Below are 22,624 nucleotides of genomic sequence, written 5' to 3' on the forward strand. Positions count from 1 at the left end.
ACGGGTGCTCTTCCGATCTAGGGAAGAGGGAAGAGGGAAGAGGGAAGAGGGAAAAGGGAAGAGGAGGAATTTTTGAATGATTGACTTTCCCTAACCCCTAACCCCTAATCCCTAACCCCTTTTTTCCTTTTGACTTTTGACTTTTGACTTTTGACTCCCCCGCTCTCCTCTACCCCCCATTCTGATGGAGAGGGATTTCGATCGCAAACTCAGTACCTTTACCAAGCTGGCTAAAACAGTGCAATTTACCGCCGTGTCTTTCAACTACAATCTGGTAACTTATCGACAAACCAAGACCGGTACCTTTACCAACTGGTTTAGTTGTAAAAAAGGGATCGAACAAGCGCTGACGAACCGCTTCTGGCATACCTGGGCCATTGTCAGCAATGCGGATCGCAATGCGGTTGTTGTGTAAAACTTCAGTGCGAATGCGAATTGTCGGTGTTGGGTGAGAATTTTCCTGACTATCTGCAACCGAATACCTACTACTCTCTTGCAAAGCATCGATCGCATTGCTGAGGATATTCATAAACACCTGGTTAATCTGTCCGGGGTAGCACACCACATTAGGTAGGTTGCCATATTCTTGAAGGATCGAGATGCCGGAATAATTGGCATTGGGTTTTAAACGATTTTGTAAAATCATGAGCGTACTGTCAATGCCTTCGTGAATATTCACTGCTTTTACCTCGGCTTCGTCCGTGCGCGAAAAGTAACGCAGACTGCGTACTATTTCGCGAATTCGGTCTGCTCCCACCCGCATTGACTCCAATAGTTTCGGTAAATCCTGCTTGATGAATTCTAGGTCAATTTGTTCGGCTTTTTCTTCAATTTCAGCACTTGGTTGCCGACAGTGCTGCTCGTAGAGATCTATGATATCTAGCAAGTCTTGAATGTAATTTCTAGCAGGCTCAATATTACCGTAAATAAAGTTGACGGGATTATTAATTTCGTGAGCTACACCGGCGACTAATTGCCCCAAACTAGACATTTTCTCGCTCTGAATGAGTTGGAATTGCGTTTTTTGCAACTCGTTGAGGGTTTGTTCGAGTTCGCAGGCTTTTTGGCAAAGTAATTCTTCTCTTTGTCGCAAGGCAGCTTCAGCTTGCAGGCGATCGACAAGTTCTGTTTGTAATTTTTGATATAATTCGGATTGCTGAATGGAAATTGCTATTTGCACGCTCAATTGTGCTAGCAGGGTGACTTCTGTTTCCTGCCATTCCCTTGGGCCACTACAATGATGAGCGATCAGCAATCCCCACAAGTTTTCTCCTTGCAAAATGGGAACTACCAGGTTAGCTTGCACTTCAAACCGAGCTAGTAAATCGATGTGACACTGGGCAATATCGCTGGTGTAGATATCTGCGATCGCCCGAATGCGACCTTGTTGGTATTGCCGAACGTACTTTTCTTTAAAGCACGGATCTTCGATCGGAATTCCTAAAATTGGTTCGCAATTTTCGCCCACAGATTCCACCACCACCACGCCACTCCAATCCGATTCAAAGCGGTAAAGTACTACTCTGTCTGTTTGCAGAAATTGCCGCACTTCTTGTACTGTGGTATTGAGGACTTCCTCTAGATTTAAAGACTTGCGAATGCGTTGAGCGATCGCTCCTACCAGCAGTTCCCGATCCGCTTGCTGCCGCAATGCTTCTTCAAGTTTTACGTGATAGGTGATATCCATTGCCATACCGATGCAGCCCAAGATTTCACCACTTTGGTTTTTTAGGGGTGTAGCTCGATTTTCATATACCAAGTTTCCAATTTCACAAACCCAGGCAGTTTCTTCACCTGCAAGGACGTGGCTAATTCTGCTGAGAATATCGGGTTCTTGAAGGTAGAGTTCGAGGATCGATCGCCCAATTAATTCCCCAGGTTTTAGATTCAAAGGCTCTAATCCTTTTCCTTCTAAAAGAGCGATCTTACCTTCTTTATCGGTCGCAAATAATATTATCGGTAAATTGGTGACCACAGGCCGCAGCAGTGCTTCGCTTTCGCGTAAAATTGCTTGTGCCTGCTGCCTTTCCAGCGTTTCCCTGTGCAGTTTGTCAATGACTTGTCTCAATTGAGCTCTGTCCACAGCGATTCGGCGTTCGAGCGATTCGTTTACTTGTTGCAGCGCCACTTCTGCTTGCTTGCGATCGCTGATGTCCCGCACTACGCAAACTATTCCCATGCCTGCTTCAATCTCGCTCAAGGATAATTCTTGCCGATACTTGCTGCCATCTTGTCGCAAACCAACCGCTTCACCTCGCCATCGCCCACGTTTTTCCAGAGCAGGCAGAATATACTGCTCAAATATTCTTAGTTCTGCTCGATCGTAGAGAAGTTGCCAATTTTTCCCCATCAGATCTCTGGCACTGTCATATCCATTCATTTGAGCGTAAGCTTCATTTATGTAGATAAATTCCCCTGTAGAATCGAAAATAGCCATTCCATCTGCTGAAGCATTCATTGCCGCAGATTGCGCTTGCATTCTCTTTTTAGCTTTTTGTTGCTCAGTTACATCTACTTGTACGCAAATAAAGTGAGTGATGCGATCGCGCACATCTCGCACTGGCGAAATAGTCAATTCATTCCAAAAAGCACCGCCGTCTTTGCGATAGTTCTTCAATACTACCCGGCATTCCCGCTTGGCTTGCAGCGCCTGTTGGATTTGCGCCAACCCAGATAGGTCAGTGTCCCTGCCTTGTAAAAAAAGGCAGCTTTGTCCCAAAATTTCGTCCAGCGAATAACCTGTAAGTTGCACAAAAGCTGCATTGCAGTAAATAATAGGAAAATCCGGTAAAAGCGCATCGGCAATTACGATACTTGTGCTGGTTGCTGCGATCGCCCGTTCGTATAACTGCAACGTCATCTCGACTGTCTGGCTACTCAAGAACCTTTGACAGGTTTTGCGCGTAGCTAGTTTTGTGTTTTTCATTTAGTCATTGCCTAATTTTTTATTAATACGTTTAAAGATGTCCTCTAATCTAAAGAAAAATTTTATATTTCGGCTCTACCGATAGACAGAATTACTTCCATCTAGATAAAATAACTGAGTGGTAATCTCTCCAAGGCAACGGCTATTTTAAAGAATTAATAAACAATACTTATAGGCGCAAAAAAGCATCTGCGCTCAAAGGGAAAATCGTCCAAAAAAGTTATGTTGAAAAACCTCTGCTCTCCCGCCTCAATTTTTGGCAAGAAACCCAGCTTCTCAGGTCTCGATCGAATTAAAAATTGTGTCAATTTAGATGACAACACTGACTTGGCTATTATTTAAATAGTGAAGTGAAATAAAGAAGGTAATAAAATATGGCTGCCAAAAAGATTTTGATGCTTGTCGGCGACTATGTAGAGGATTATGAAGTGATGGTGCCGTTCCAGGCGCTACAAATGGTCGGACATACCGTTCATGCCGTGTGTCCCGACAAAAAAGCTGGACAAAAGGTACGAACATCCGTGCATGACTTTGAAGGCGACCAAACTTATAGCGAGAAACCAGGTCACAACTTTACTTTAAATGCCAACTTCGATGAAGTGGAACCAGAAAACTACGATGCTTTGGTTGTTCCAGGGGGACGTGCGCCGGAATATATCCGCTTAAATGAAAAAGTACTGGAAATAACTCGTCACTTTGCCCAAACAAATAAGCCTATTGCCGCTATTTGTCACGGATTGCAGCTTTTGGCAGCAGCTGGAGTTTTGCAAGGCAAGAGTTGCACTGCTTACCCAGCTTGCGGCCCAGATGTCACTCTTGCTGGTGGACTGTACGTTAATATTCCGGTTGATGAAGCGATGGTTGACGGTAATCTGGTGACGGCACCGGCTTGGCCCGCTCATCCCCGTTGGTTAGGGGAATTCCTCAAAGTTTTAGGAACTAAGATCGAACATAAGGATATGGTAGCGGTTTAGATGCGAAAAGAAACCCGGTTTCTTCAAGAAACCGGGTTTCTGCGTTGAAGCTACAAAAGCTGAAATCGGTCAGCCTGTTACTCTACTCTGGGACAAGGAACGGGGGGTACAAGAAAACCGCCAGCTTCGACAATAAAGTCATCATAGTCCCTGTCTCTTCCCGGTTTGGGTAGTCCGGTATCGTCCCAGCTGACGCGGACGCCTGTGCGATCGCCCACCTTCCCGTCGGATAGACCACCTTCAGACTGGGCGGAATCTGCATCGGAGCTGCCCAGTTGCTCGAATCTGGTCGAATAAAGTGTGGTTACCAACGTGTTGTTGGGTCGAAAAACCTTCAGGTAGAAAGCGTAAGGGGTATTTGCCTGAAACGTAAACCGCCTGATGGCATCTGGTACGGAGTTACCGGGCGTTCCCAGGAAATCCCTTGGCGTGCCGGTGTCATCTGTGCGTCTTGAGGGATTGTTCAGATCCGAGGTATCGCTGTAGTCATCAAAAGGTTTGACTTCGGCGATCAGATCTGTCATTTGGCGAGTTCTTAAATTGATGACGCCAAAAGTAGACTTGTAGTAGCCGTGGGATTCTCTGAATTCAAATTCGATCAGGGTATCTTCGTTGAATTGGACACCTTGCGATGGAATGCTCTGAGCTTTTACAGGCATTGAGAAAATGCCGATCGCTCCGGCGACGATCGCTCCCATCAGCAACTGCACCCCAACAGTGCGATCGCTTTTACCCTTTTTTTGGATCATAGTTTTCTTACTCCTCCTCACTCACCTTGAAACCTAGAAGTTGCCAGCCTAAGCAGAGATTTACCAAATCTTCCGAGATGGACTTGCCTGTCCTATTCCCTGCAATCGATCCTGCAAGCTATCTCGCTCATTTCGCAACGCATTGAGCCGCTGACACGCAGCCGGGTATTCGCCTGCCACATTTTGGGGGGTTCGCAAATACTGTCGGGGGCCACCGGGATTTGGCGGTGCGGCTTCGACTGCTGCCAAACAACCGTTATAGGCTTGTTCGGCTTCATCGTTGAACCTTCTGACTCGATCGACTAAATCGGGATCTAAGCGAACGCCGCGACGACCGAATTGGGGTGAGGTGTTGTTCCAGTAATTAGTTCCTGTAATGTCGGGAACGTGATCTGCCTTAGCAGGAGTAGTCGTTAGTGACCCGGCAATCAGAGATAGACCGACGACCCAAACAAAAGATTTAATTGTCCGCATGATTGTTGCACCTCCTACTTAAAACTGAAATGAAATTCCAGAGCCTAACACAAATCGCGGGTCGTCACCTCTACCGGCTAAGTCGCGCACGGCGGGAGTAATTACCCAAGGAATGCCTTTAAAGGGTGCGATCGAAAAGCCCAATGCTAGGTCTGTTCCTGTCCATTCAGTAATAAAGCTGATCGGTCGGACAAGTCGGAAGGCTACGTTACCAAAAAAGTTGGGATCGTTATCATCAGCATCGATCGCACCGTTCGAGCGAAACTGTCCGTCGCCTACTCCCACCGTAACTGCGAGGCGACTGAAAGGATCGCGAATCGATTCTCGCGTCCGAAAGATTTTTGTAATTACGCCGTAGCGGGAATGTTCAAAGTCATGGCTGCCGATATTGATCAAGCCGTTATAGCCAGCTGCTACCGATAGACTTTGGCTCAAGCGACGATGCACTTTTAAGTTAAAGCCGCCTTCGCCAAAATCATCTTCATCGTTGAAATTTTCAAAGGCGTAGGATATTTCCACCCCAACTAATCGATCGGCATCGCCTAAACCGATACCAACGCCAACATTGCCGTTATTATCATCGTCATCGGATCTCGTGGTGTTTTGATAAGTGCCGCCGAGAAAGAAGGTGTTTCGATCCGCACCAAAGCCAACGGGAATGTAGATACTCAAGCCAGGGGAAGATTCAAATTCATCTTCTACTTCGGGTACGGAGAGAGGGGCAATCTGTCGCGGACGAGGGCAGTTCCTGGAACCTTGAGCCACTTGGGTTGTGGAGTTAGAGGCTGTAGGGTTCTGTGTCGTTTGCGAACCGCAATAATTGGTTTGATTTTGACTTTGGCGATCGTTCAGTACTTGGTTGACATCCGCGTTTATGGATGACTGGGAAACGAAGTTATTGGCTCGCAGGGCTGCCGCACCTGGGTTTTCCGTCACAAGCAATTCCGTTGCTTCGGACTGCTTAGCGCTTGCGGGAGATGACTGAGCGATGATGTTATTTGTCGGTTGTGCGATCGAGCTTAATTCTGCTTCGAGTTGCTTTGTCACCTCTATTTGAGAGTTGCTATCGTTCTCAATTTGGGCAACTAGCTGCGCCAGAGATGGCGCTGTTACAGTTTCCGGTGCGGCGTAAGCACCAGATGGAGGAGCGTGCGTACTCTGACTGGGACTGGCTTCTGCACTCAAAGCCCCAGCTGCCAGAGCAGCTAACGTACATACAGCAAGAGTGGATAAACGCATATAAGTAGTCTCACAAAACTCACACCAACAGCAATCCCGGTAATGCCACCCTATATTCCCAAGGTTTAGCGCCTTGAGAATGTCAAAGTCAGCTACCCCGATCCTTTATCTATTATTGAGCGATATGCCCAATTGCTGCCAAGATATCTCGCTCTATTGCTAACTATCTTACTATCTCTTGCGACAGCTCGTAAAGCAACTGTCAATAGAAAACATTAAGGGAATCCGGAATCGACGGACGATTCCAACAAAGATTTAGTTCCTTTCGGATATAAAGTTGCGGCGTCGAATATTGACAAGCAAATTAGGGCGTCGGGCGATCGGGAAAGTCAGTAGCTCCAAAAAATGTTAATCACCCTTATGCTAATTTCCCAACCTCACTATAAATTCAGCCTTTGGGATGATGTAGTAAATCAGTTGTTTAGGGATAATTTTCATCAAAAACAACTTTTCAAAAGTTCTACATCTACAGGTTGAGCATTTATTTTTTACTCGATCGACCCACAGGTGGATAACTCGATATTCTCGTTAACAATGCTGGCGAACAACATCCGCAACAAAGTATTGAAGATATCAGCGCCGAACAGTTGGAACGCACTTTCCGCACTAACATCTTTTCGATGTTTTATTTGACGAAAGCAGCACTTAAGCATTTGAAAGAAGGTAGCGCGATTATCAACACTACTTCGGTGACTGCTTATCAGGGAAATCAGCAGTTACTCGATTATTCTTCTACTAAAGGGGCGATCGTCGCCTTTACGCGATCTCTCTCTCAATCTTTGGTAGAAAAGGGTATTCGCGTTAACGGCGTGGCACCAGGCCCAATTTGGACACCTTTGATTCCCTCCACTTTCCCAGAAGAAAAAGTTGCCACTTTTGGTAAACAAGTACCCATGCAGCGTGCCGGACAACCGGAAGAAGTTGCGCCTTGTTATGTGTTCTTGGCGTCAGATGACTCTTCTTATATGAGCGGTCAGATTTTGCATCCCAACGGTGGCGAAATCGTTAACGGTTAAACAGTTGGGATAAAGTAGGGTGGGCAATGCCCACCCTACAACTACGGAAATTCAACGACTGGCAGCTTCTGAAATATCATCCTGTAACCTGCTTTTAGTATCTTGAAATTCCTCAGCAACTTGGTTCAATTCTGCTTCGCTCATGTACTCGCTCACTTGCGGCAATATTTCGCTTTCTTCTTCCTCTACATGATGCAGAACCTCTTCTTTTAATTGTCTAATTTTTTCCTTAAATTCAGGTGAACTGGGACTGAGAGATTTAATTTCCTCCAGCAATATCTTAGCTTCATCGTGTTCTTCTTCTGCTTCTTCAACCAAGTCCTCAGTTTCTTGATGGTCGCGCATTGCCGGATACAAGGTTAACTCTTCCGCTTGGGCGTGTACGTTTAACTCTGTGTAAAGTTCGTTGAAGTATTCGTAGAGTTTATCGGGGTCTTCCGTTTTCTCAATTTGTGAGAAAATTTTTTCGACTTTGCGATGATCTGATTTGATTAATTCAACAGCGTCCATTTTGATTGCCTCCTGAAAAAGTAAGTGTAACTCTTTTGAGCATCGCATATAAAAAATAGTCAATTCATCCGTCTCTCGACTGAGTGTAAACGCCTGTATTCGGTAAATATTTTTGGTAATTACTAAGATTTTTATAACCTTAAAAAATCTAGGAGGTTACGTTTTAAGCCCTCCTAGACAGACTACCACAACCATTGCTAAAACTAACAATCTCTGGTTTATTAAATCCAGGAAGCTGACTTTTTAGCATTCCTAGATTTAATAGAGTTTCAACAGACTACTACTTCATGGAAGCAGCCATTTTATCTTGGATCTTGCTCTTGGCTGTCTTGAAATCTGTAGCCATTTGTTCCTGTTGCTGTTCGCTGAAATTGTCGTTGATTTTCCGGAACATTTCGTTTTCTTCTTGCTGGACGTGGTGCATCACAGCATTCATCAGCTGTTTAACTTCGTCTTTGAAGTTAGGTGAAGAGGGGCTGATAGACTTAATTCGTTCCAGCAGCTGCTTCATTTCAGCTTGTTCTTTATACAGATCGTCTGTCTTTTCGTAGTAAGAACGTACTGCTGGGTAAACAATTTGTTCTTCAGCTTCCGAGTGAGCGCTCAAATCCTTGTAGATTTGGCCGAAATATTCTTGCAGCTTTTGAGGATCGTTAGTAGATTGAACTTGAGCGAACAGAGTATTCACCTTGGTGTGATCCATTCTGATCAGCTCTTGAATATTCATATCGCTCTTGCTGCGAGTGACAACGCTACCCGCAACGCCTGTGAAAGCAGCGATCGCATCTTGAACGCGAGCCCAAATGCCTTGATCCGGATCTTTACCGGTCAGTTCGCGAGTGCCCAGAATTTCCAGAATTCCTTTGAGTTGCTCTTGATGAGCGCGGTTCTCAAAGTTGACCGTGTTCAAAGGAGTGATAGCGGCTTCCACATCAGCACCAACAACTTGGGCGGCTTTGTGAACCAGCAAACCTTTCATCACTTGACCGTGCTTGAGCAGTTCGTGATGGGCGAACTTTTCATACAAAGTTAACTCAGAACCTTGCATCAATTTCTGAGTCTTTTCGATCATTTCCTGGGTGGTTTCTTTCGGGTCTCCCTTGACACCGTACTGAACAATTACAGTGTCCAAAACACCGAGGTTTTTCTGGTCGTCATTGAGCATATCTCGCAGGCGATCGCATATTTCTTGATCCCCACATTGATTCAGCAGCAATTGCTCGTTACTAATGAGCAAGTTTTGCAATGCTTTGATGTCAGCTAATTTAACTGCAATAGCTGTACGCTTGGTGTCGTCAAGAGTCGATACCATCGTTTGTTCTCCTCTTATTATCGTGTTATTGTGCGATTGAATCTTATACGAGAATCACACAATATTGAATGTCAGCCATCTCTCTTTTGACTGAATTATCATTCAATTACCATAAGTCTTAATCCATATAAACATTTAGTGATAATTTAGTTGAAATCACACTATTTAAGCAAGTTCCTAAAGTGCTAGATCGCAGCCTGAGAGTACCTTTAGTTTAAGTTTCTACTTATAGATAGATAAACGTCATGTATTTTCTCCATCGCCAGACAGATACGCTATCGATCTCTATAGAATAAATTGACTCAATGAAAGGGAAAAAGGAGATAAAGGAGTGAGGCCATAACAGTCTGGACTGGGGTGGTGTTGATGCAATTCGTCCGAAATAAAATTACCCAGTCCGAACAAGTTAATTAAGCCGATATAAAGAAAATCTCCTGAGAAATTATCTACATTAGCAACGTTAAAAAACGAGAGAAACCGACATGACACAAACTCCAAATCTCCCCCCGTTAATTGAAAGCGATGAGACGGATTATCGCGATAGCGGGGTAACAAGTACAGTAGCGATCGCAGGTCATCCCCTCCATCCACTGATCGTTACTTTACCAATAGCTTTTCTAGTGGGAGTAGCGGCAACTGACTTGGTATATTGGTGGACAAAAGATCTCTTCTGGGCGCGGGGTTCTTTTTGGCTAATCGTCGCTGGTTTAGCGATTGGCATACTAGCAGCAATCACCGGCTTGATGGATTTCCTAAAAATTGAACGAGTCCGCAAGCGCAGCGCAGGTTGGGCGCATATGCTACTCAATGTTGTAGCTATTCTCCTAACAACTGTCAACCTCATTCTGCGTTGGGGCAACTACGCAGGCGCAATTTTACCTACAGGACTGATTATTTCCATATTCGTAGCTACCCTTCTCGGTTTTTCCGGTTGGTACGGTGCCGAATTAGTCTATCGCCATAAAGTTGCTGTAATTGGCTACGGCGACGCACGCAGATAATTACTCCTTTCCCGATAAAATCTGTGAAACCGCTCTAGCAGCAGAGGAGAAAAAAATTCGTAGTTTGGGTTGAGGTATGAAACCCAACTAAAGCGTTGGGTTTCGCTTCACTCAACCCAACAAATCAAAAAAATGACTTTTGACTTTTGACCTTTCCCATAGCTATACCTGTCTGAGCGATAATTGAGAGCGGACAGGTTTTTGTTTTTCCCTAAATGCTTCAAAAAGCAACTCTTCGTCAGCTAACAATCCTCTCTCTCATCATCGTCACGCCGCTGGGCTTTTTATCAAAATACTACAAAGGCCCAGGCGATTGGTGGTTCAATGACTATGGCGGTGGCGTTCTTTACGAAATCTTCTGGTGTTTATTCGTATTTTTACTCATCCCAAACCGCCCAGCGCTGGTTAAAATACCAATATGGGTATTCATAGTTACTTGTATACTCGAAATTCTACAACTTTGGCATCCGCCGTTTTTACAAGCCATCCGCGCCCAGCTTTGGGGGAAATTGCTGCTGGGAACAACCTTTGTCTGGTGGGATTTTCCCCATTATGCGATCGGCTCGCTCGTCGGTTGGTTATGGTTGCGACAATTGTGGAGATTGCACGTAGCAAAAAAGAGACAAAATGAAAAAACAAGTTAAAGTCAAACCTAATTCAAAACAGCAAAAAATTGAAGAAGCCGCAGATGGAAGTTTATCGGTACATTTGAAATCGCCGCCCGTAGATGGCAAAGCTAATGAAGAGTTGATTAAAGTCTTGGCAGAAAAGTTTGATGTACCCAAATCCAAAATCACCATCAAGTCAGGTTTATCCTCAAAAACCAAGCTAGTCGAAATAGATACAGAACAGTAGGGTGGGCAGTGCCCACCATCTCAACTTAATTAATAATTACACACCACTCCACTATGATGAAATATTTGAAATTATCTCTATCTGTAATAACTTTAATCTTTGGCTCTACTGGGATTAATTTACAACAAGTTAAGAGCCAAGTCAACTACAGTAACAGTAACGCAACAGTAACAGAGTTGTTGCAATCTAAATATTGCCCAAGTTGCAATTTACAAAATGCTAATCTGAGAGGTGCTAGCTTGACAGGTGCGAACCTGGAAGATGCCAATCTCAGTAACGTCGATTTGAGCAATGCTAATTTGAGCGGGGAGTTAGTTCAGTTTAGGTGCGGAAATGGCCTGGAATTAGTACCGTCAAATTTAAGAGGTGCTAACCTCAGCGGTGCGAATTTGGAAAATGCTAACCTCAAAAATGCCAACTTGGAAAACGCGGATCTAAGAGGCGCTAATCTAAGAGGTGCTAACTTGGAAGGCGCTAATCTCAAAGGTGCCAGTCTGGAAGGCGCAATGGGAATAGAACAAAGAGAATATCTTATCAAACGGGTAAATGTCATTTTAGAAAAAATAGGTAATAAAGGTAATAAATGTGGCAATAAGTAGAGAAATTTGTTAAAATAAATAGACAAACTTTCCCTAAAGATATGTGCGGAAGATTTAGCTTTACTCAGCCAGATGAGATAGTAGCCCAGCTATTCCACCTATCCTCTGTTCCGAACTTATCGCCAAGATATAACATTGCACCAACGCAATCAGTACCGACAGTTCTGGTAAATTCTGAGGATAAAGAACGGGAATTAAAAATGTTGCGTTGGGGTTTAATTCCATCTTGGGCTAAAGATATTAAAATGGGCGCTAAGCTGATTAATGCGCGGGCAGAAACTGTGGCCGAGAAGCCAGCTTTTCGTTCGGCTTTTAAGCATCGGCGCTGTCTGGTTTTGGCAGATGGTTTTTATGAATGGCAACAACAAGACGGAAAAAAGCAACCCTTTTATTTCCGCTGGGAAGATGGCAAACCTTTTGCGTTCGCTGGATTGTGGGAACGCTGGGAAAAAGGGGAAGGTGATGCGATCGCATCTTGTACGATCCTGACGACAGAGGCAAATGACCTCATGCGCCCGATACACGATCGAATGCCTGTCATCCTCGACCCCAAAGACTACGAAACATGGCTAGATCCGCAAGTGCAAAAACGCGAAACACTAGAATCGCTTTTGCAACCTTATCAGTCAGAGGATATGACCGTATATCCGGTTAGCACAAAAGTGAATAACGCCAGAACTGATAGTCCCGATTGTATCAAGCAGGCGTGAGGCGATGACCGCAATGGGTGCAAAAGCGATCGCTTTCACTCACCTGCTTACCGCATTGCGAACAAAAACGCCCAGTTGAGGATTTTTCTTCCCCTATAGAACCCATCCGCAACTGCATATTTCCCATTCGCATTTCCATATTGGGTGACATTCGCATTTCCATGTCACCCATTCGCATCGGTTCCATAGGTTTCATCGGTTCCATAGGCTTCATCGGTTGCATTGGCGACATCGACTGCTGAGGACTTTTTTCTACCTGCTGAAGCGGTACAACTTCCGCATTATTGAGAGAGGGAATTTCATTGAGGGTACTGATTCCATTCACTTGCAAACGCACAAAACGAGAACCTTCCGTCGCCTCAATTTGCAGGATAAAACCGGCGGGGTTGCGGAATAAAACTGGCGGCTTCGTCCAAGTGCCCGTTGAAAAGCTAGTGCTTTGGCTTTGCTGCTGTCCCGAACTGCTGCTAATGAGGGTAATTGCTGTTTGCGTACCGTGATTTTCGACGTAAACTTGTTGACCGCTACTCAGGTTAGCTAAGTAAACTACCATGATTTTGAAGAGAAATATTAATTAATTATCATTGTATAACTTTTTTGCTAGCTCTGGTGTTAATTTTTTGGCATTTACGTTGTTGCGCTTCAGCCCTCAATTTGTACGTTGTTGGGCTTCAGCCCTATAGCGCGGCATCGCAACAACGTACCTAAGAATAACTATCAATTTTAATTAAGTAAAAAACATATAGGCTATATAATAGGATAAAAACAGAGGTTTAGTTATGCCACAGCAATTACTAAAACGACTATTTACCGTCAAAGAATATCACCTGATGGTTGATGCTGGTATTCTCAAAGAAGACGATCGCGTAGAACTTATCAAAGGAGAAATTATTCAAATGTCACCGATTGGAAGATTTCATGCTGCTTGTGTAAAACGATTAATTAGACTCTTTTCTCAATCGTTAGGTGAAGTGGCTATAGTTGGTGCCCAAGATCCAGTAGAATTAGACGACCTCTCCGAACCTCAGCCTGACATAACATTGCTGCAACCGAGAGCAGATTTTTACGAATCTGGGCATCCAGAAACACAAGATATCTTATTAATTATAGAAGTGGCAGATACCACAGTTGAATCCGATCGCGAAGTAAAAATTCCCCCTTACGCAGCTAGCGGTATTGTCGAAGTTTGGCTGGTAAACCTTCCGGCAGAATCTATCGAAGTTTATCGACAACCTTCAGCGAATGGTTACCAAAACGTGCAGGTATTTCAGCGCGGGCAATCTATTTTTGTAGCAGCTTTTAACGATGTTAATTTTACAGTTGATGAAATTTTGGGATAATCACTTCGTAGTAAGGACTGTAGTCCTTAGCGAGGCGGACATCAGGACTGAAGTCCTTACTACAAACAGTTAAAAAAATAGGGAGTTAGTTATGCCACAGCAATTGCTAAAAAGACTATTTACCGTCAAAGAATATCACCTCATGGTTAATGCTGGTATTCTCAAAGAAGACGATCGCGTAGAACTTATCAAAGGAGAAATTATTCAAATGTCACCGATTGGAAGATTCCATGCTGCTTGTGTCGATCGACTAATTGAGTTATTTATTTTGCGCCTGGGGTCTTTGGTAAACGTTCGCGGACAGAACCCAGTCGAATTAAATGATAACTCCGAACCACAACCGGATTTAGCATTACTGCGAAGACGCGCAGATTTTTACGAATCCGGACATCCACAAACACAAGATATCTTATTAATTATAGAAGTGGCAGATACCACAGTTGAATCCGATCGCGAAGTAAAAATTCCCCTTTACGCAGCTAGCGGTATTGTCGAAGTTTGGTTAGTCAATATTCCCGCAGAATGTATCGAAGTTTATCGACAACCTTCAGCGAACGGTTATCAAAGCGTGCAGATATTTCAGCGCGGGCAATCTATTTTTATAGAAGCTTTTCCCGATGTTAGTTTTACAGTTGATGAAATTTTGGGATAGGCGATTCAGCGATTTGATTTAGGGACGAAGTATTGCTGCCAAAATTTATAATGGGTAGCGATAATTCAGATGTAGTAATGCTTCGCCAGCCCCAACGACAATTGATAAATAAAGCAGGGCTTAGGCAAATAAAACCGATTTGTATGAAAGCCTAATCTAACAACTCCACTTGAGCTTGACTGTGATAAAAAGTAGTAACTTTTGCCAAATTTTGCTAAAATATCCGGTGAGAACAATATACCTACGAGTTACGATCGTCTAGGAAACTATTTACACCTATTTCTCAACCAAACTTTCTTGGCCTACGACAACACTTGCAAATATCTGGCCGAAAAATTCCCAGCCGCCTTCGTCCAATGGCTGCTATCACTCGATCGGCCCACCAGGATTCAGGTTCTCAAAACTGAACTCATTCAAGAACCCATCCGCGCTGATTCTCTGGCTTTCCTACAAGCCGATAACGAAATTCTACATCTGGAATTTGAAACCCTACCCTACTCCGACCCTCCCATTTCGTTCAGAATGCTTGACTACTACGTTAGGCTCAAGCGTCAATACTCCTGTTCCATCCATCAAGTAGTAATCTTTTTACAGCAAACAGCCTCAGAACAAGTTTTTGTATCCGATTATACAGACGAAAATACCCTACATCGCTATAGAGTTATTCGCCTGTGGGAACAAGACCCCGCTTTACTGCTATCTGTCCCCGGTTTGCTGCCATTGGCGACATTAGCTCAAACTAACTCGCCGCGCACTTTGCTAGAGCAAGTGGCTAATCGGATTGCTACAATTGAAGAACCCGATCGACAAGCCGATCTACTCGCTTGTTCGCAAGTCCTCGCAGGTTTGAGGTTTGAAAAAAACTTAATCAGACAACTATTTAGGAAGGAAACTATGCGGGAGTCTGTCATTTATCAAGAAATTCGCGAAGATGGTCTGCTTGAAGGAAGACAACGCGAGGCACTGTCTTTTGTCACTCGCCAATTGACTCGACGACTTGGTACGATCGCACCTGAAATGCAAACACAAATTCAGACCTTATCCGTAGAAGAATTAGAAAATTTAGGAGAGGCACTTCTGGATTTTTCCGAACCAGGAGACTTAGCTAATTGGTTGAATGAACGCTAGGCAAATCCCCGACTTCTTCAAGAAGCCGGGGATTTAGCGTTATCTGTTTAAAACTTTACCAGGTACTTTAAGGAAAGTTAACCCATGACCGTTGATGAAGCTCTCGCGATCGCAGAAACTGTCCTCGATGGCGAAGGCTTAAACGACGTGCAAGAACTCATCTTTAAACAATGTTGGTCAGGCAGATGCTCTTATGAGGAAATTGCTAAACTCTCCAAGTATGATGATGAATATATAAAATACGTGGCTGCTAAACTTTGGAAACAACTCTCAGACGCTTTTCAGGAAAAAGTAAAAAAGAATAATTTACAGTCTGTTTTTAAACGATACTTGCGACGAAATCAAATAACTTTGCATCGAACTCAGGAAATAGAAGTAAACCTCAATGGTGCTAATCTGACGGGAGCAACATTAAATTTAGCAAGTTTAAGTGGAACAAGACTATTATTTACAAACTACTTTAGTGAAGCGAATTCATCTCAGGAAGATTTAGAACAAGCATTATTATCCGATCGTAGCACAGACTCTTCAGAAGAAATCATCCTATCTGAAGAAGATCGGCGGAAAACTGACTCTAACCTAGAAGAAAAAATCTATTGCTGGAATGATTTACATTTTTACTATGAAGAACAAATAAAAATAGCCGAAGCACTCGATCGGGCCAACATTCTCTTTTTCCCCAACCCCAAAGCACGCCTCACCACACCAGAAGGCAGACAAAATCAAGAACCCAACTTCCTAATTTTCCATCAAGGCAAATGGGGTATTCTGGAATTATCACATCCCGATCAACCAAAAGCTGAAGAACGCGATCGCCTTTTTGAAATTCACGGTATCCGCATCATCCAATATTTCGACTTTAACAGGTGTAGCCAAGAACCCGATCGCGTTGTCCAAGAGTTTCTGGATATTTTGAGTCAGGGATAGAGCTAGAGATGGCCCAACTTAGGGAGGGGATGACAAGTGCGATCGCATTCTCTGATGAGTATATCTGCTTAGCCAGCTTCGTCAGTAGCCTGTGGAGTGTAACCGATTTGTCAACCGTATTTTTAATGATTAAGTTGTATGAAAATTTGCAAAAACAGATCTCCGTACCGATCGCCCTCAACCAAGCCCAAATCTGGCTGCGCGATGTCAGCAAGAAAGAATTTTTACAGTGGACTAATCGCCTCAATTTAGGTAACAATTGGATAGAGGAAATCCAAGCTAAACTGAAAGTGTTCAACTTGGATGAAGCACCTTTCGCCCATCCCGTTTACTGGGCTGCTTTCTGTGCCATTGGGCAATAAAACCGATCGCGCTTTATATCAAATTAACCGACGAAAATGGATCAAACTATTCCCGCTTTACTGCAAGTATTCAAATCTACCCCTACCCTGTTTCCCGCTAAAACCATCCAAGATTTAGATCGCAAACTAGCTGGTTTGGAAAACGAAAATATCCATATTGTCACAAAAGAAATCAAGGAATGGGTTAGCAAACAAACTCGCCCAATCAAAGAAAATGTGACTCTTTTCGCCCAATCTTTTAGAGAAATCAAAAATGTGCGTAAAGTGGAAGCCTCGGAAGAAGAAATGCTGCAAAACCGCTTCCGAGAATTGCGAGACGCGGTGAAAAGTAAACTCAATCCACCGCAAACATCCCAAACTAATTCGTAGGCGTTCATTGTTCGTTTCTACGATTTAACCAAAAATGATATCATGTCCGCTAGCTTCGGGAAGAGTAAAAATCGATCGCAGATGACACAGGATAAACGCAGATAAATTTCCTGGGAAGTTTTTACACGACTGATGCAACCGGACTTGATACGAACAATGAACAATGACAATTATGAAACGTCAAGTCTACGCCCCAAACATCCACCTTTTCGCCTACGATTTGCAGAGTGAGAAAAAGCTATATCTCCTCTACGCAAAGGTAGATGAAATATTAGCAAAGTTAAATATCCAAAATTTCAATTTGCCGCAGCGCATTGATTTACAAAAAGAACCGGAACGCTTGCGCGTAGACTTACTCAAAAATGAGGAAATCGCCAAAAACGATAATATTTCCCCACCATTTCAAGGCAAATTTACCTTGGATGAAAAATCGCTAAATTTTGAAGGTTTCGCCTATCCGCTGCGAATTCAAGATAGTTACAGCTTAGCTTTAAATATTCGCATTCCGGAAAAAGATGAGAAGGATAATGATACTGAGTATGTAGATACGGCGCTGCTATCTCAGTTTAATCCAGATGATTGCTTGCTACCAAATTTTATCGCCAGTTCGCTCGGTCAAACTCTCCTGATTACAGCTTGGGTAGCTGAGGATAAACGAGATTTATTTCCCGATTATTTGGAATTGGTATTTGAAGAAAGTAGCGGTAAGGGTTCATACTTAAGAGATTTGGCGCAGGAATGTCTGGAAGCTTTTATTCCAGATCGAGAAAAACAACCTTCATTTCATCGAGAAGGACAACTATTTGGCAGTCCGATTTATGAATACGGTATATTAGGGGATAAAACTCCCTACCAACACATCCTTGTCTGGCTATTCTGCAACAAAGAAACTGATAAAAAATTTTCAGAATGCTATCAGGATTTAATCGATTTATTCTGTCACAGAAATAAGATAATTCAATCCTATCGCGATAGCCGACAAGTTTACAAAGCTCTGGATATCATCTACAATAAAATAGAGCAAGAAATCGATGCAGTAGAAAATATCACAAAACCAGACAGTTTAAGCGAAGACGATTTGAACAAGTTGCAGCAAAAACTGAAAATCCTTGCCAAATCAGCCTCCGAATACACTCGTCTGTTGCGCGACTTGGAAGAACAGCGCCACACGATCGCAATCAACACCCGCAATTACGGCGAAAAGCTCAAAAAAATTAAAGTTAAAATAGAGAAAGATAGCAATTTTTGGTTTGGCAACGACCTATCTTTCTTAGAAAGCTTTCTCAGCGGCAATTGTCGCCGATTTCAATCCCAAATTAAAGCAAATCAGGGATATTTTGTGCCAGGAGAAAAATTGCTCGATCGCGCGATCGCCTCCATTCGCGGTATCGTCGAAATAGAACAAACGCGGATCGATCGTCAGCTAGCCAAAGCCGATAAAGGTTTACAAAACGAAATACAAGCCATTGGGATTGCGATCGGTGCAGGTGCGATAATGGCTTCTACTTCAGGATTAATCACACAACCTTGGCAAACTCCTTCCCTTTCTCGTCCGCTGCATCCTTTCCTGACAGCCTTTTTTCTCAGCGTTATATTTGCTGTAGTAGCCGGATGGGGTGTGCGCCTCTGGCAAAAAACAAAAGATTAGGACTTACGCAAAGAAACCGGGTTTCTAGGAAAAATGGTAGGTTTCACTGTGAACGATCGACGAAGAAACCCGGTTTCTAGCCCCAGCGTGCGTAAGTCCTAAAGATAAACAAAATTAACTCTAAAATCGCACATATCTTGTGCCAATTGCAAAACCGTCCCAACATAACAAGAGTTATCAATCCTTGGAAAGCCCCAGTTATCGTTGAACGCACAGATTTTCTAAGATTCACTTAACAAAGTGTCACTTAAAATCTATCTACCACAAGAAATAATTAGAAGATCGTGAAAACAAGCTAATAAGCAAAGAGATTTTATCCTACCACTGGAAGCCTTTATGCCACAACCACCAATTATTCCACAAAAAGATACCGCCGCTTGGATTATTCAAGTTTGGGCTTCTTTTGTTCTTTCCGTCTCCGCAACTTCCGTCGGGATAATTTACCTACCTGTAGATGGCTGGGTAAAAGGTTATATGGGTATGGGTTTACTATTTTCAGTTGGCTCCACTTTTACTTTAGCCAAAACCACCAGAGATAATTATGAAGCAACAAAACTAACGGCTAGAATTGATGAAGCTAGAGTCGAAAAAATACTCAGCGAACACCATCCTCTTAAATAGGGGCTAGGGACTAGGGGTTAGAGGCTAGAGAAGAGGGGAGAGTGGGAGTCAAAAGTCAAAAGTCAAAAGTCAAAATTTCCCCTCTTCCCTAATCCCTAATCCCTAGCCCCTAATCCCTCTTCCCTAGTCCCTAATCCCTAATCCCTAGCCCCTCCTAATTCGGTACGCGCTTCATACCTCGCAACCAACGATAGGGATAATATAAAGGTACGAGAAATGGGTGAGGAATGTTGTAGCGTTGCTGCATATATTCGCGAGTTGGAAATAGAGTATCCCAAGCAATACGCAAACCTTGACGCCAATCTTTAGTACCTGCTAAATCAGCAAACAAACGCAAAGCCATAGTTTGATGTTGCCATGAATAAGTCCGTACTTCATCGCGTGAAGGTTGCAAAGCACGCAATTTTTCCAGAACTTCCGCAGGAATAGGAGCATTCCACTCATCAGCAACGCGCAGTAACATTTGTTGTACTGACAAATCCAATTTATATTCTTTAGCCTTAGAAATGATTTTTTCCCAATCTATCTGTTCTTTATAAAAATCTATAACAGCAGCGATATCGTGCAACCACAGCAAACTTTTACCACCGTGATGTAACATCAAATGAGCGCATAAATAAACCACTTGCGCTTCGCAACCCAACACAAACGCTGGTGCTAAACTAATCTTAGCAGGCAAAGAAGTTTCCCAAAACCAATCTGTTGTAAACGTGCGTTGATAGTAGACAGGAGCGAGCAGCCGCCAGTGCAAATCGATAACAATATTTACAAGTCCCTCCTTACGAAAAATCTGTTCATTGCGGAAATCTTCCGTAAAGCCAGTCTGCATATCCACATAGGCAGGTTTGTAGCCCAAATTCGCCAAAATTTGTCTAGTCGTTGGCAAATCTTGCGGGTGAATAAGTAAATCGACATCGCTCATCGATCGCGCTGCAATATCGCCATAAACCATATCAGCTAAAGCCGCACCTTTGATAACCATAACATCTACTCCCACAACTGCCAGCTTTTGCAGCACATCACCCAATTCCCGCAACATCAGTGCATTACGACAAGCATTGTGATAGTAAGCTTTACGCCAAACTTCTTCTACTGATGTCGGAACTACATCTTGTCCGCGTACAATATGATAAAGCAAGGGTGCCAGAGCCTCAGCATCGATAATTTTATGCAAATTTTGCCAATTAATATCGTTATTAGAAACTATTTCTCGTGCTGCCTGTAATGCCTCCGAGTTCGAGCGTCCGCGTAAAATAAAAAGTAGAAATTTTTCATAGTTCATAGTTGATATTTCATTGCTATTTATCAATATTTATGAACGCAATTAGCTATTAACATTGATTTGTGCCTGCCATGATTGAGCATACAGTTTTCCCAGAACTAATAACTCATCGTGGCTACCTGATTCTACAATTTGACCGTCTGCCATTACGTGAATAATGTCAGCACGTCTGGCTATAGTAAAGCGATGAGTGATAATAATTGCTGTCCGAAAGAGCGCCAACTGCCGAAATCTTTCCATCCAATCTGCTTCAGCCCAGGAGTCCATTGCGCTAGTCGGCTCATCTAATATAATTAAAGGAGCCTGACGCAGAAAAGCTCTCGCTAAGGCAATCCGTTGCCATTCGCCGCCGCTGAGTTCCGTACCACTTTCAAACAATTTGCCTAACAAAGTATGGTAACCTTTTGGCAAGCGATCGATAACTTCCTCCGCACCCGCCCCTCGCGCAGCATCGATAATTTCAGACAAACTAGCAGACGCCGTGACATCACCAAAACCAATATTTTCAGCCACGCTAGCATTGTAGCCAACTGGTTGTTGAAATAAAACAGTAATTAATCGTCGCAGGTGTTGGATAGGAAATTCCCGCAAATCTACATCATCCCATTTAATATTACCCTCTTGCGGATCGTACAATCGACATAGCAATTTCAGCAGCGTACTTTTACCAGCACCATTAGCACCGACGATCGCCACAATTTTACCAGCCGGAATAGCAAGATTGAAGTTTTGCAAAGCTGCCTTTTGGCTACCCGGATAGCGAAAGGTAACTCGATCGAAACAGATTCCCCGTTTCAAGCTTGTGGGTGTCATTCGCGCTGACGGAGAGTCGATCGTTTGCGGTGGTAATTCCAGAAACTCGAACAAGTTGCCCAAAAACAGCATATTGCTGTAAATTTGGCCTAAATTTCCCAAAAGACTTCGCATGACATTCTGACCGCGATCGAATGCCTGGTAGAATAGAGCTAAATCGCCCAGCGTTACCCTGCCCAGAATAGCTTGCCACACCATCCAAGCGAGAGCAACTGCGGTAAGCACTAGCGCGATCGCACTTGCACCCAAATTCGCCAAACTCTCATTCCTAGCTAATTGCACCCGTTCCGAACGTAACTTTCGTCGTAAAATCCGATAAGCAGATTTAAAATGTTCTCCTAAGCCAAACAAGCGCAATTCAGCCGCATACTGCATTTCTGTCAGCAGCCAATAATAATACCAGCTGCGACGTTCGTCAGCAGTTGTCCGCAGCCACCATTGATAATTTTCGTTGCTGTAGCGCACAACAACATAAAAGGCAGGCAGAGTGCTGATTAGCAGCGCTAGAGGTAACCAAATACCGAAGCGCGTCAGCACCACTGCCATTGCCATCAGGGTTATACTATTTTGCAGCAAATTGCCACCATTTTCCAGTAACGTCACCGGGCGAAAATAAGCATCTTGGCGGGCGCGATGCAAGCGATCGTAATATTCTGGTATTTCGTAAAAAGCGTAATCGATCGCGATCGACTTTTCGTGAATAAGATTAGATATATAATCTCTGACTAATTCTGATTGAACAGTGCGAACCCAGTTTAACAAACTACCAAGTATCTGAGATAATAGTATAATACTGCCTATTAAGGCAACTAACATCAGGGAAGATCGCACTTTTTCCCAGTTAGCACCCGCACCTAAAGCTGGCACCAAATTATCTATAAGTTGCTGAGTTAAGTAAACTGTCACTACTGGTAATAATCCCTGCACTACCAACAGTATTGCCCACACAATAGTCCACTTTTTAGCAGCTGCCCACACTAACATCAGACTTCGCAGTAAATAAGGCAACTGACTCAAACCACCCTTTAACTTAATCTTTAAATGTCTCAAACTTTTCATTTTATAGCTTTAATACTTCATCTGCGTTTATCTGCAATCGTAAAATTCTAAAACTTAC

23 protein-coding genes and 1 pseudogene are annotated in these 22,624 nt (G+C 43.4%); 15 read left to right on the plus strand and 9 right to left on the minus strand.

The window, feature by feature from the left end:
• Window positions 1–169: 169 nt before the first annotated feature.
• Entirely contained in the window at window positions 170–2,926 is a 2,757-nt protein-coding gene (locus H6G03_RS16385; protein WP_190465537.1) for a PAS domain S-box protein, read from the minus strand.
• Window positions 2,927–3,300: 374 nt separating this feature from the next.
• On the opposite strand from H6G03_RS16385, the gene H6G03_RS16390 reads away from it, so the two are divergent.
• Window positions 3,301–3,900 carry a DJ-1/PfpI family protein gene (locus tag H6G03_RS16390; RefSeq protein WP_190465539.1) on the plus strand — a complete coding sequence of 200 codons (600 nt, stop codon included), beginning with the start codon at window positions 3,301–3,303 and terminating at the stop codon, window positions 3,898–3,900.
• Window positions 3,901–3,977: 77 nt separating this feature from the next.
• Here the strand turns inward: H6G03_RS16390 and H6G03_RS16395 are convergent, their stop codons facing one another.
• The 3 genes from H6G03_RS16395 to H6G03_RS16405 are packed head-to-tail and all read right to left on the minus strand — an operon-like array spanning window position 3,978 to window position 6,362.
• A complete protein-coding gene (locus H6G03_RS16395) occupies window positions 3,978–4,649 on the minus strand; it encodes a hypothetical protein (RefSeq protein WP_190465541.1) in 672 nt (223 codons plus the stop codon).
• 60 nt (window positions 4,650–4,709) lie between these two features.
• Complete coding sequence (locus H6G03_RS16400) at window positions 4,710–5,123, minus strand: hypothetical protein (RefSeq protein WP_190465543.1); 414 nt, start codon at window positions 5,121–5,123, stop codon at window positions 4,710–4,712.
• An 18-nt stretch (window positions 5,124–5,141) separates the two neighbouring features.
• The gene (locus H6G03_RS16405; protein ID WP_190465545.1) at window positions 5,142–6,362 is read right to left on the minus strand and encodes a hypothetical protein; all 1,221 of its coding nucleotides are present in this window, start codon (window positions 6,360–6,362) and stop codon (window positions 5,142–5,144) included.
• 515 nt (window positions 6,363–6,877) lie between these two features.
• Between H6G03_RS16405 and H6G03_RS16410 the strand changes: the two are divergent.
• A pseudogene (locus H6G03_RS16410) lies at window positions 6,878–7,378 on the plus strand (SDR family oxidoreductase); the annotation flags it as partial.
• 51 nt (window positions 7,379–7,429) lie between these two features.
• Here the strand turns inward: H6G03_RS16410 and H6G03_RS16415 are convergent.
• Both H6G03_RS16415 and H6G03_RS16420 read right to left on the minus strand, forming a co-directional pair.
• Window positions 7,430–7,888, minus strand: coding sequence for a hemerythrin domain-containing protein (locus H6G03_RS16415; RefSeq protein WP_190465547.1), 459 nt, complete (start codon window positions 7,886–7,888; stop codon window positions 7,430–7,432).
• Between the two features lie 280 nt (window positions 7,889–8,168).
• Window positions 8,169–9,200, minus strand: coding sequence for a hemerythrin domain-containing protein (locus H6G03_RS16420; RefSeq protein ID WP_190465549.1), 1,032 nt, complete (start codon window positions 9,198–9,200; stop codon window positions 8,169–8,171).
• A 482-nt stretch (window positions 9,201–9,682) separates the two neighbouring features.
• Here H6G03_RS16420 and H6G03_RS16425 point away from each other — a divergent pair, with 482 nt between their 5' ends.
• The 5 genes from H6G03_RS16425 (at window position 9,683) to H6G03_RS16445 (ending at window position 12,365) form a co-directional block, all read left to right on the plus strand.
• Window positions 9,683–10,201: a DUF2231 domain-containing protein gene (locus tag H6G03_RS16425; RefSeq protein ID WP_190465551.1), complete on the plus strand. Its 519-nt coding sequence runs from the start codon at window positions 9,683–9,685 to the stop codon at window positions 10,199–10,201.
• Window positions 10,202–10,416: 215 nt separating this feature from the next.
• Window positions 10,417–10,845, plus strand: a complete 429-nt coding sequence (locus H6G03_RS16430; RefSeq protein WP_190465552.1) for a ribosomal maturation YjgA family protein — start codon at window positions 10,417–10,419, stop codon at window positions 10,843–10,845.
• Window positions 10,829–11,056: a DUF167 domain-containing protein gene (locus H6G03_RS16435; protein ID WP_190465554.1), complete on the plus strand. Its 228-nt coding sequence runs from the start codon at window positions 10,829–10,831 to the stop codon at window positions 11,054–11,056. The genes H6G03_RS16430 and H6G03_RS16435 overlap by 17 nt, the downstream gene beginning before the upstream one ends.
• Before the next feature lie 53 nt (window positions 11,057–11,109).
• Entirely contained in the window at window positions 11,110–11,655 is a 546-nt protein-coding gene (locus tag H6G03_RS16440; RefSeq protein ID WP_242057033.1) for a pentapeptide repeat-containing protein, read from the plus strand.
• Window positions 11,656–11,696: 41 nt separating this feature from the next.
• Window positions 11,697–12,365: an SOS response-associated peptidase gene (locus tag H6G03_RS16445; RefSeq protein WP_190465556.1), complete on the plus strand. Its 669-nt coding sequence runs from the start codon at window positions 11,697–11,699 to the stop codon at window positions 12,363–12,365.
• Here the strand turns inward: H6G03_RS16445 and H6G03_RS16450 are convergent.
• Complete coding sequence (locus H6G03_RS16450) at window positions 12,352–12,918, minus strand: zinc ribbon domain-containing protein (RefSeq protein ID WP_190465558.1); 567 nt, start codon at window positions 12,916–12,918, stop codon at window positions 12,352–12,354. The two genes, H6G03_RS16445 and H6G03_RS16450, sit on opposite strands and share 14 nt — an antisense overlap.
• A 226-nt stretch (window positions 12,919–13,144) precedes the next feature.
• On the opposite strand from H6G03_RS16450, the gene H6G03_RS16455 reads away from it, so the two are divergent.
• From H6G03_RS16455 to H6G03_RS16490, 8 genes are all read left to right on the plus strand, one after another.
• On the plus strand, window positions 13,145–13,705 hold the full coding sequence (locus H6G03_RS16455; RefSeq protein ID WP_190465560.1) for a Uma2 family endonuclease: 561 nt from the start codon (window positions 13,145–13,147) through the stop codon (window positions 13,703–13,705).
• A 91-nt stretch (window positions 13,706–13,796) separates the two neighbouring features.
• Window positions 13,797–14,357, plus strand: a complete 561-nt coding sequence (locus H6G03_RS16460; RefSeq protein ID WP_190465562.1) for a Uma2 family endonuclease — start codon at window positions 13,797–13,799, stop codon at window positions 14,355–14,357.
• Window positions 14,358–14,654: 297 nt separating this feature from the next.
• Complete coding sequence (locus tag H6G03_RS16465) at window positions 14,655–15,485, plus strand: DUF4351 domain-containing protein (protein ID WP_190465643.1); 831 nt, start codon at window positions 14,655–14,657, stop codon at window positions 15,483–15,485.
• 84 nt (window positions 15,486–15,569) lie between these two features.
• Window positions 15,570–16,412, plus strand: a complete 843-nt coding sequence (locus H6G03_RS16470) for a pentapeptide repeat-containing protein (protein ID WP_190465564.1) — start codon at window positions 15,570–15,572, stop codon at window positions 16,410–16,412.
• Between the two features lie 8 nt (window positions 16,413–16,420).
• Window positions 16,421–16,774 carry a CHAT domain-containing protein gene (locus H6G03_RS16475; protein ID WP_190465565.1) on the plus strand — a complete coding sequence of 118 codons (354 nt, stop codon included), beginning with the start codon at window positions 16,421–16,423 and terminating at the stop codon, window positions 16,772–16,774.
• A gap of 36 nt (window positions 16,775–16,810) precedes the next feature.
• Window positions 16,811–17,143 (plus strand): hypothetical protein, encoded by a 333-nt coding sequence (locus H6G03_RS16480; protein ID WP_190465567.1) that lies wholly within the window; start codon window positions 16,811–16,813, stop codon window positions 17,141–17,143.
• 163 nt (window positions 17,144–17,306) lie between these two features.
• Window positions 17,307–18,791: a hypothetical protein gene (locus tag H6G03_RS16485; RefSeq protein WP_190465569.1), complete on the plus strand. Its 1,485-nt coding sequence runs from the start codon at window positions 17,307–17,309 to the stop codon at window positions 18,789–18,791.
• A 336-nt stretch (window positions 18,792–19,127) separates the two neighbouring features.
• Window positions 19,128–19,412, plus strand: coding sequence for a YiaA/YiaB family inner membrane protein (locus H6G03_RS16490; RefSeq protein ID WP_190465571.1), 285 nt, complete (start codon window positions 19,128–19,130; stop codon window positions 19,410–19,412).
• A 154-nt stretch (window positions 19,413–19,566) separates the two neighbouring features.
• Here the strand turns inward: H6G03_RS16490 and H6G03_RS16495 are convergent, their stop codons facing one another.
• Together H6G03_RS16495 and H6G03_RS16500 are read right to left on the minus strand one after the other, a co-directional pair.
• A complete protein-coding gene (locus tag H6G03_RS16495) occupies window positions 19,567–20,694 on the minus strand; it encodes a nucleotidyltransferase domain-containing protein (protein ID WP_190465573.1) in 1,128 nt (375 codons plus the stop codon).
• A gap of 42 nt (window positions 20,695–20,736) precedes the next feature.
• Window positions 20,737–22,566 carry an ABC transporter ATP-binding protein gene (locus H6G03_RS16500; RefSeq protein ID WP_190465574.1) on the minus strand — a complete coding sequence of 610 codons (1,830 nt, stop codon included), beginning with the start codon at window positions 22,564–22,566 and terminating at the stop codon, window positions 20,737–20,739.
• Window positions 22,567–22,624: the final 58 nt, after the last annotated feature.

The sequence above is a fragment of the Aerosakkonema funiforme FACHB-1375 genome (genome assembly GCF_014696265.1).
Lineage (GTDB): Bacteria > Cyanobacteriota > Cyanobacteriia > Cyanobacteriales > Aerosakkonemataceae > Aerosakkonema > Aerosakkonema funiforme_A.

What these genes read in the sequence shown, in the direction of transcription:
- H6G03_RS16415 (WP_190465547.1), bottom strand. Translation starts at nt 7,888, where the DNA reads ATGGACGCTGTTGAATTAATCAAATCAGATCATCGCAAAGTCGAAAAA.
- H6G03_RS16455 (WP_190465560.1), top strand. Translation starts at nt 13,145, where the DNA reads ATGCCACAGCAATTACTAAAACGACTATTTACCGTCAAAGAATATCAC.
- H6G03_RS16395 (WP_190465541.1), bottom strand. Translation starts at nt 4,649, where the DNA reads ATGATCCAAAAAAAGGGTAAAAGCGATCGCACTGTTGGGGTGCAGTTG.
- H6G03_RS16385 (WP_190465537.1), bottom strand. Translation starts at nt 2,926, where the DNA reads ATGAAAAACACAAAACTAGCTACGCGCAAAACCTGTCAAAGGTTCTTG.
- H6G03_RS16495 (WP_190465573.1), bottom strand. Translation starts at nt 20,694, where the DNA reads ATGAACTATGAAAAATTTCTACTTTTTATTTTACGCGGACGCTCGAAC.
- H6G03_RS16390 (WP_190465539.1), top strand. Translation starts at nt 3,301, where the DNA reads ATGGCTGCCAAAAAGATTTTGATGCTTGTCGGCGACTATGTAGAGGAT.
- H6G03_RS16480 (WP_190465567.1), top strand. Translation starts at nt 16,811, where the DNA reads ATGGATCAAACTATTCCCGCTTTACTGCAAGTATTCAAATCTACCCCT.
- H6G03_RS16435 (WP_190465554.1), top strand. Translation starts at nt 10,829, where the DNA reads ATGAAAAAACAAGTTAAAGTCAAACCTAATTCAAAACAGCAAAAAATT.
- H6G03_RS16490 (WP_190465571.1), top strand. Translation starts at nt 19,128, where the DNA reads ATGCCACAACCACCAATTATTCCACAAAAAGATACCGCCGCTTGGATT.
- H6G03_RS16400 (WP_190465543.1), bottom strand. Translation starts at nt 5,123, where the DNA reads ATGCGGACAATTAAATCTTTTGTTTGGGTCGTCGGTCTATCTCTGATT.
- H6G03_RS16430 (WP_190465552.1), top strand. Translation starts at nt 10,417, where the DNA reads ATGCTTCAAAAAGCAACTCTTCGTCAGCTAACAATCCTCTCTCTCATC.
- H6G03_RS16420 (WP_190465549.1), bottom strand. Translation starts at nt 9,200, where the DNA reads ATGGTATCGACTCTTGACGACACCAAGCGTACAGCTATTGCAGTTAAA.
- H6G03_RS16450 (WP_190465558.1), bottom strand. Translation starts at nt 12,918, where the DNA reads ATGGTAGTTTACTTAGCTAACCTGAGTAGCGGTCAACAAGTTTACGTC.
- H6G03_RS16475 (WP_190465565.1), top strand. Translation starts at nt 16,421, where the DNA reads ATGGCCCAACTTAGGGAGGGGATGACAAGTGCGATCGCATTCTCTGAT.
- H6G03_RS16500 (WP_190465574.1), bottom strand. Translation starts at nt 22,566, where the DNA reads ATGAAAAGTTTGAGACATTTAAAGATTAAGTTAAAGGGTGGTTTGAGT.
- H6G03_RS16440 (WP_242057033.1), top strand. Translation starts at nt 11,110, where the DNA reads ATGATGAAATATTTGAAATTATCTCTATCTGTAATAACTTTAATCTTT.
- H6G03_RS16405 (WP_190465545.1), bottom strand. Translation starts at nt 6,362, where the DNA reads ATGCGTTTATCCACTCTTGCTGTATGTACGTTAGCTGCTCTGGCAGCT.
- H6G03_RS16470 (WP_190465564.1), top strand. Translation starts at nt 15,570, where the DNA reads ATGACCGTTGATGAAGCTCTCGCGATCGCAGAAACTGTCCTCGATGGC.
- H6G03_RS16425 (WP_190465551.1), top strand. Translation starts at nt 9,683, where the DNA reads ATGACACAAACTCCAAATCTCCCCCCGTTAATTGAAAGCGATGAGACG.
- H6G03_RS16445 (WP_190465556.1), top strand. Translation starts at nt 11,697, where the DNA reads ATGTGCGGAAGATTTAGCTTTACTCAGCCAGATGAGATAGTAGCCCAG.
- H6G03_RS16460 (WP_190465562.1), top strand. Translation starts at nt 13,797, where the DNA reads ATGCCACAGCAATTGCTAAAAAGACTATTTACCGTCAAAGAATATCAC.
- H6G03_RS16485 (WP_190465569.1), top strand. Translation starts at nt 17,307, where the DNA reads ATGACAATTATGAAACGTCAAGTCTACGCCCCAAACATCCACCTTTTC.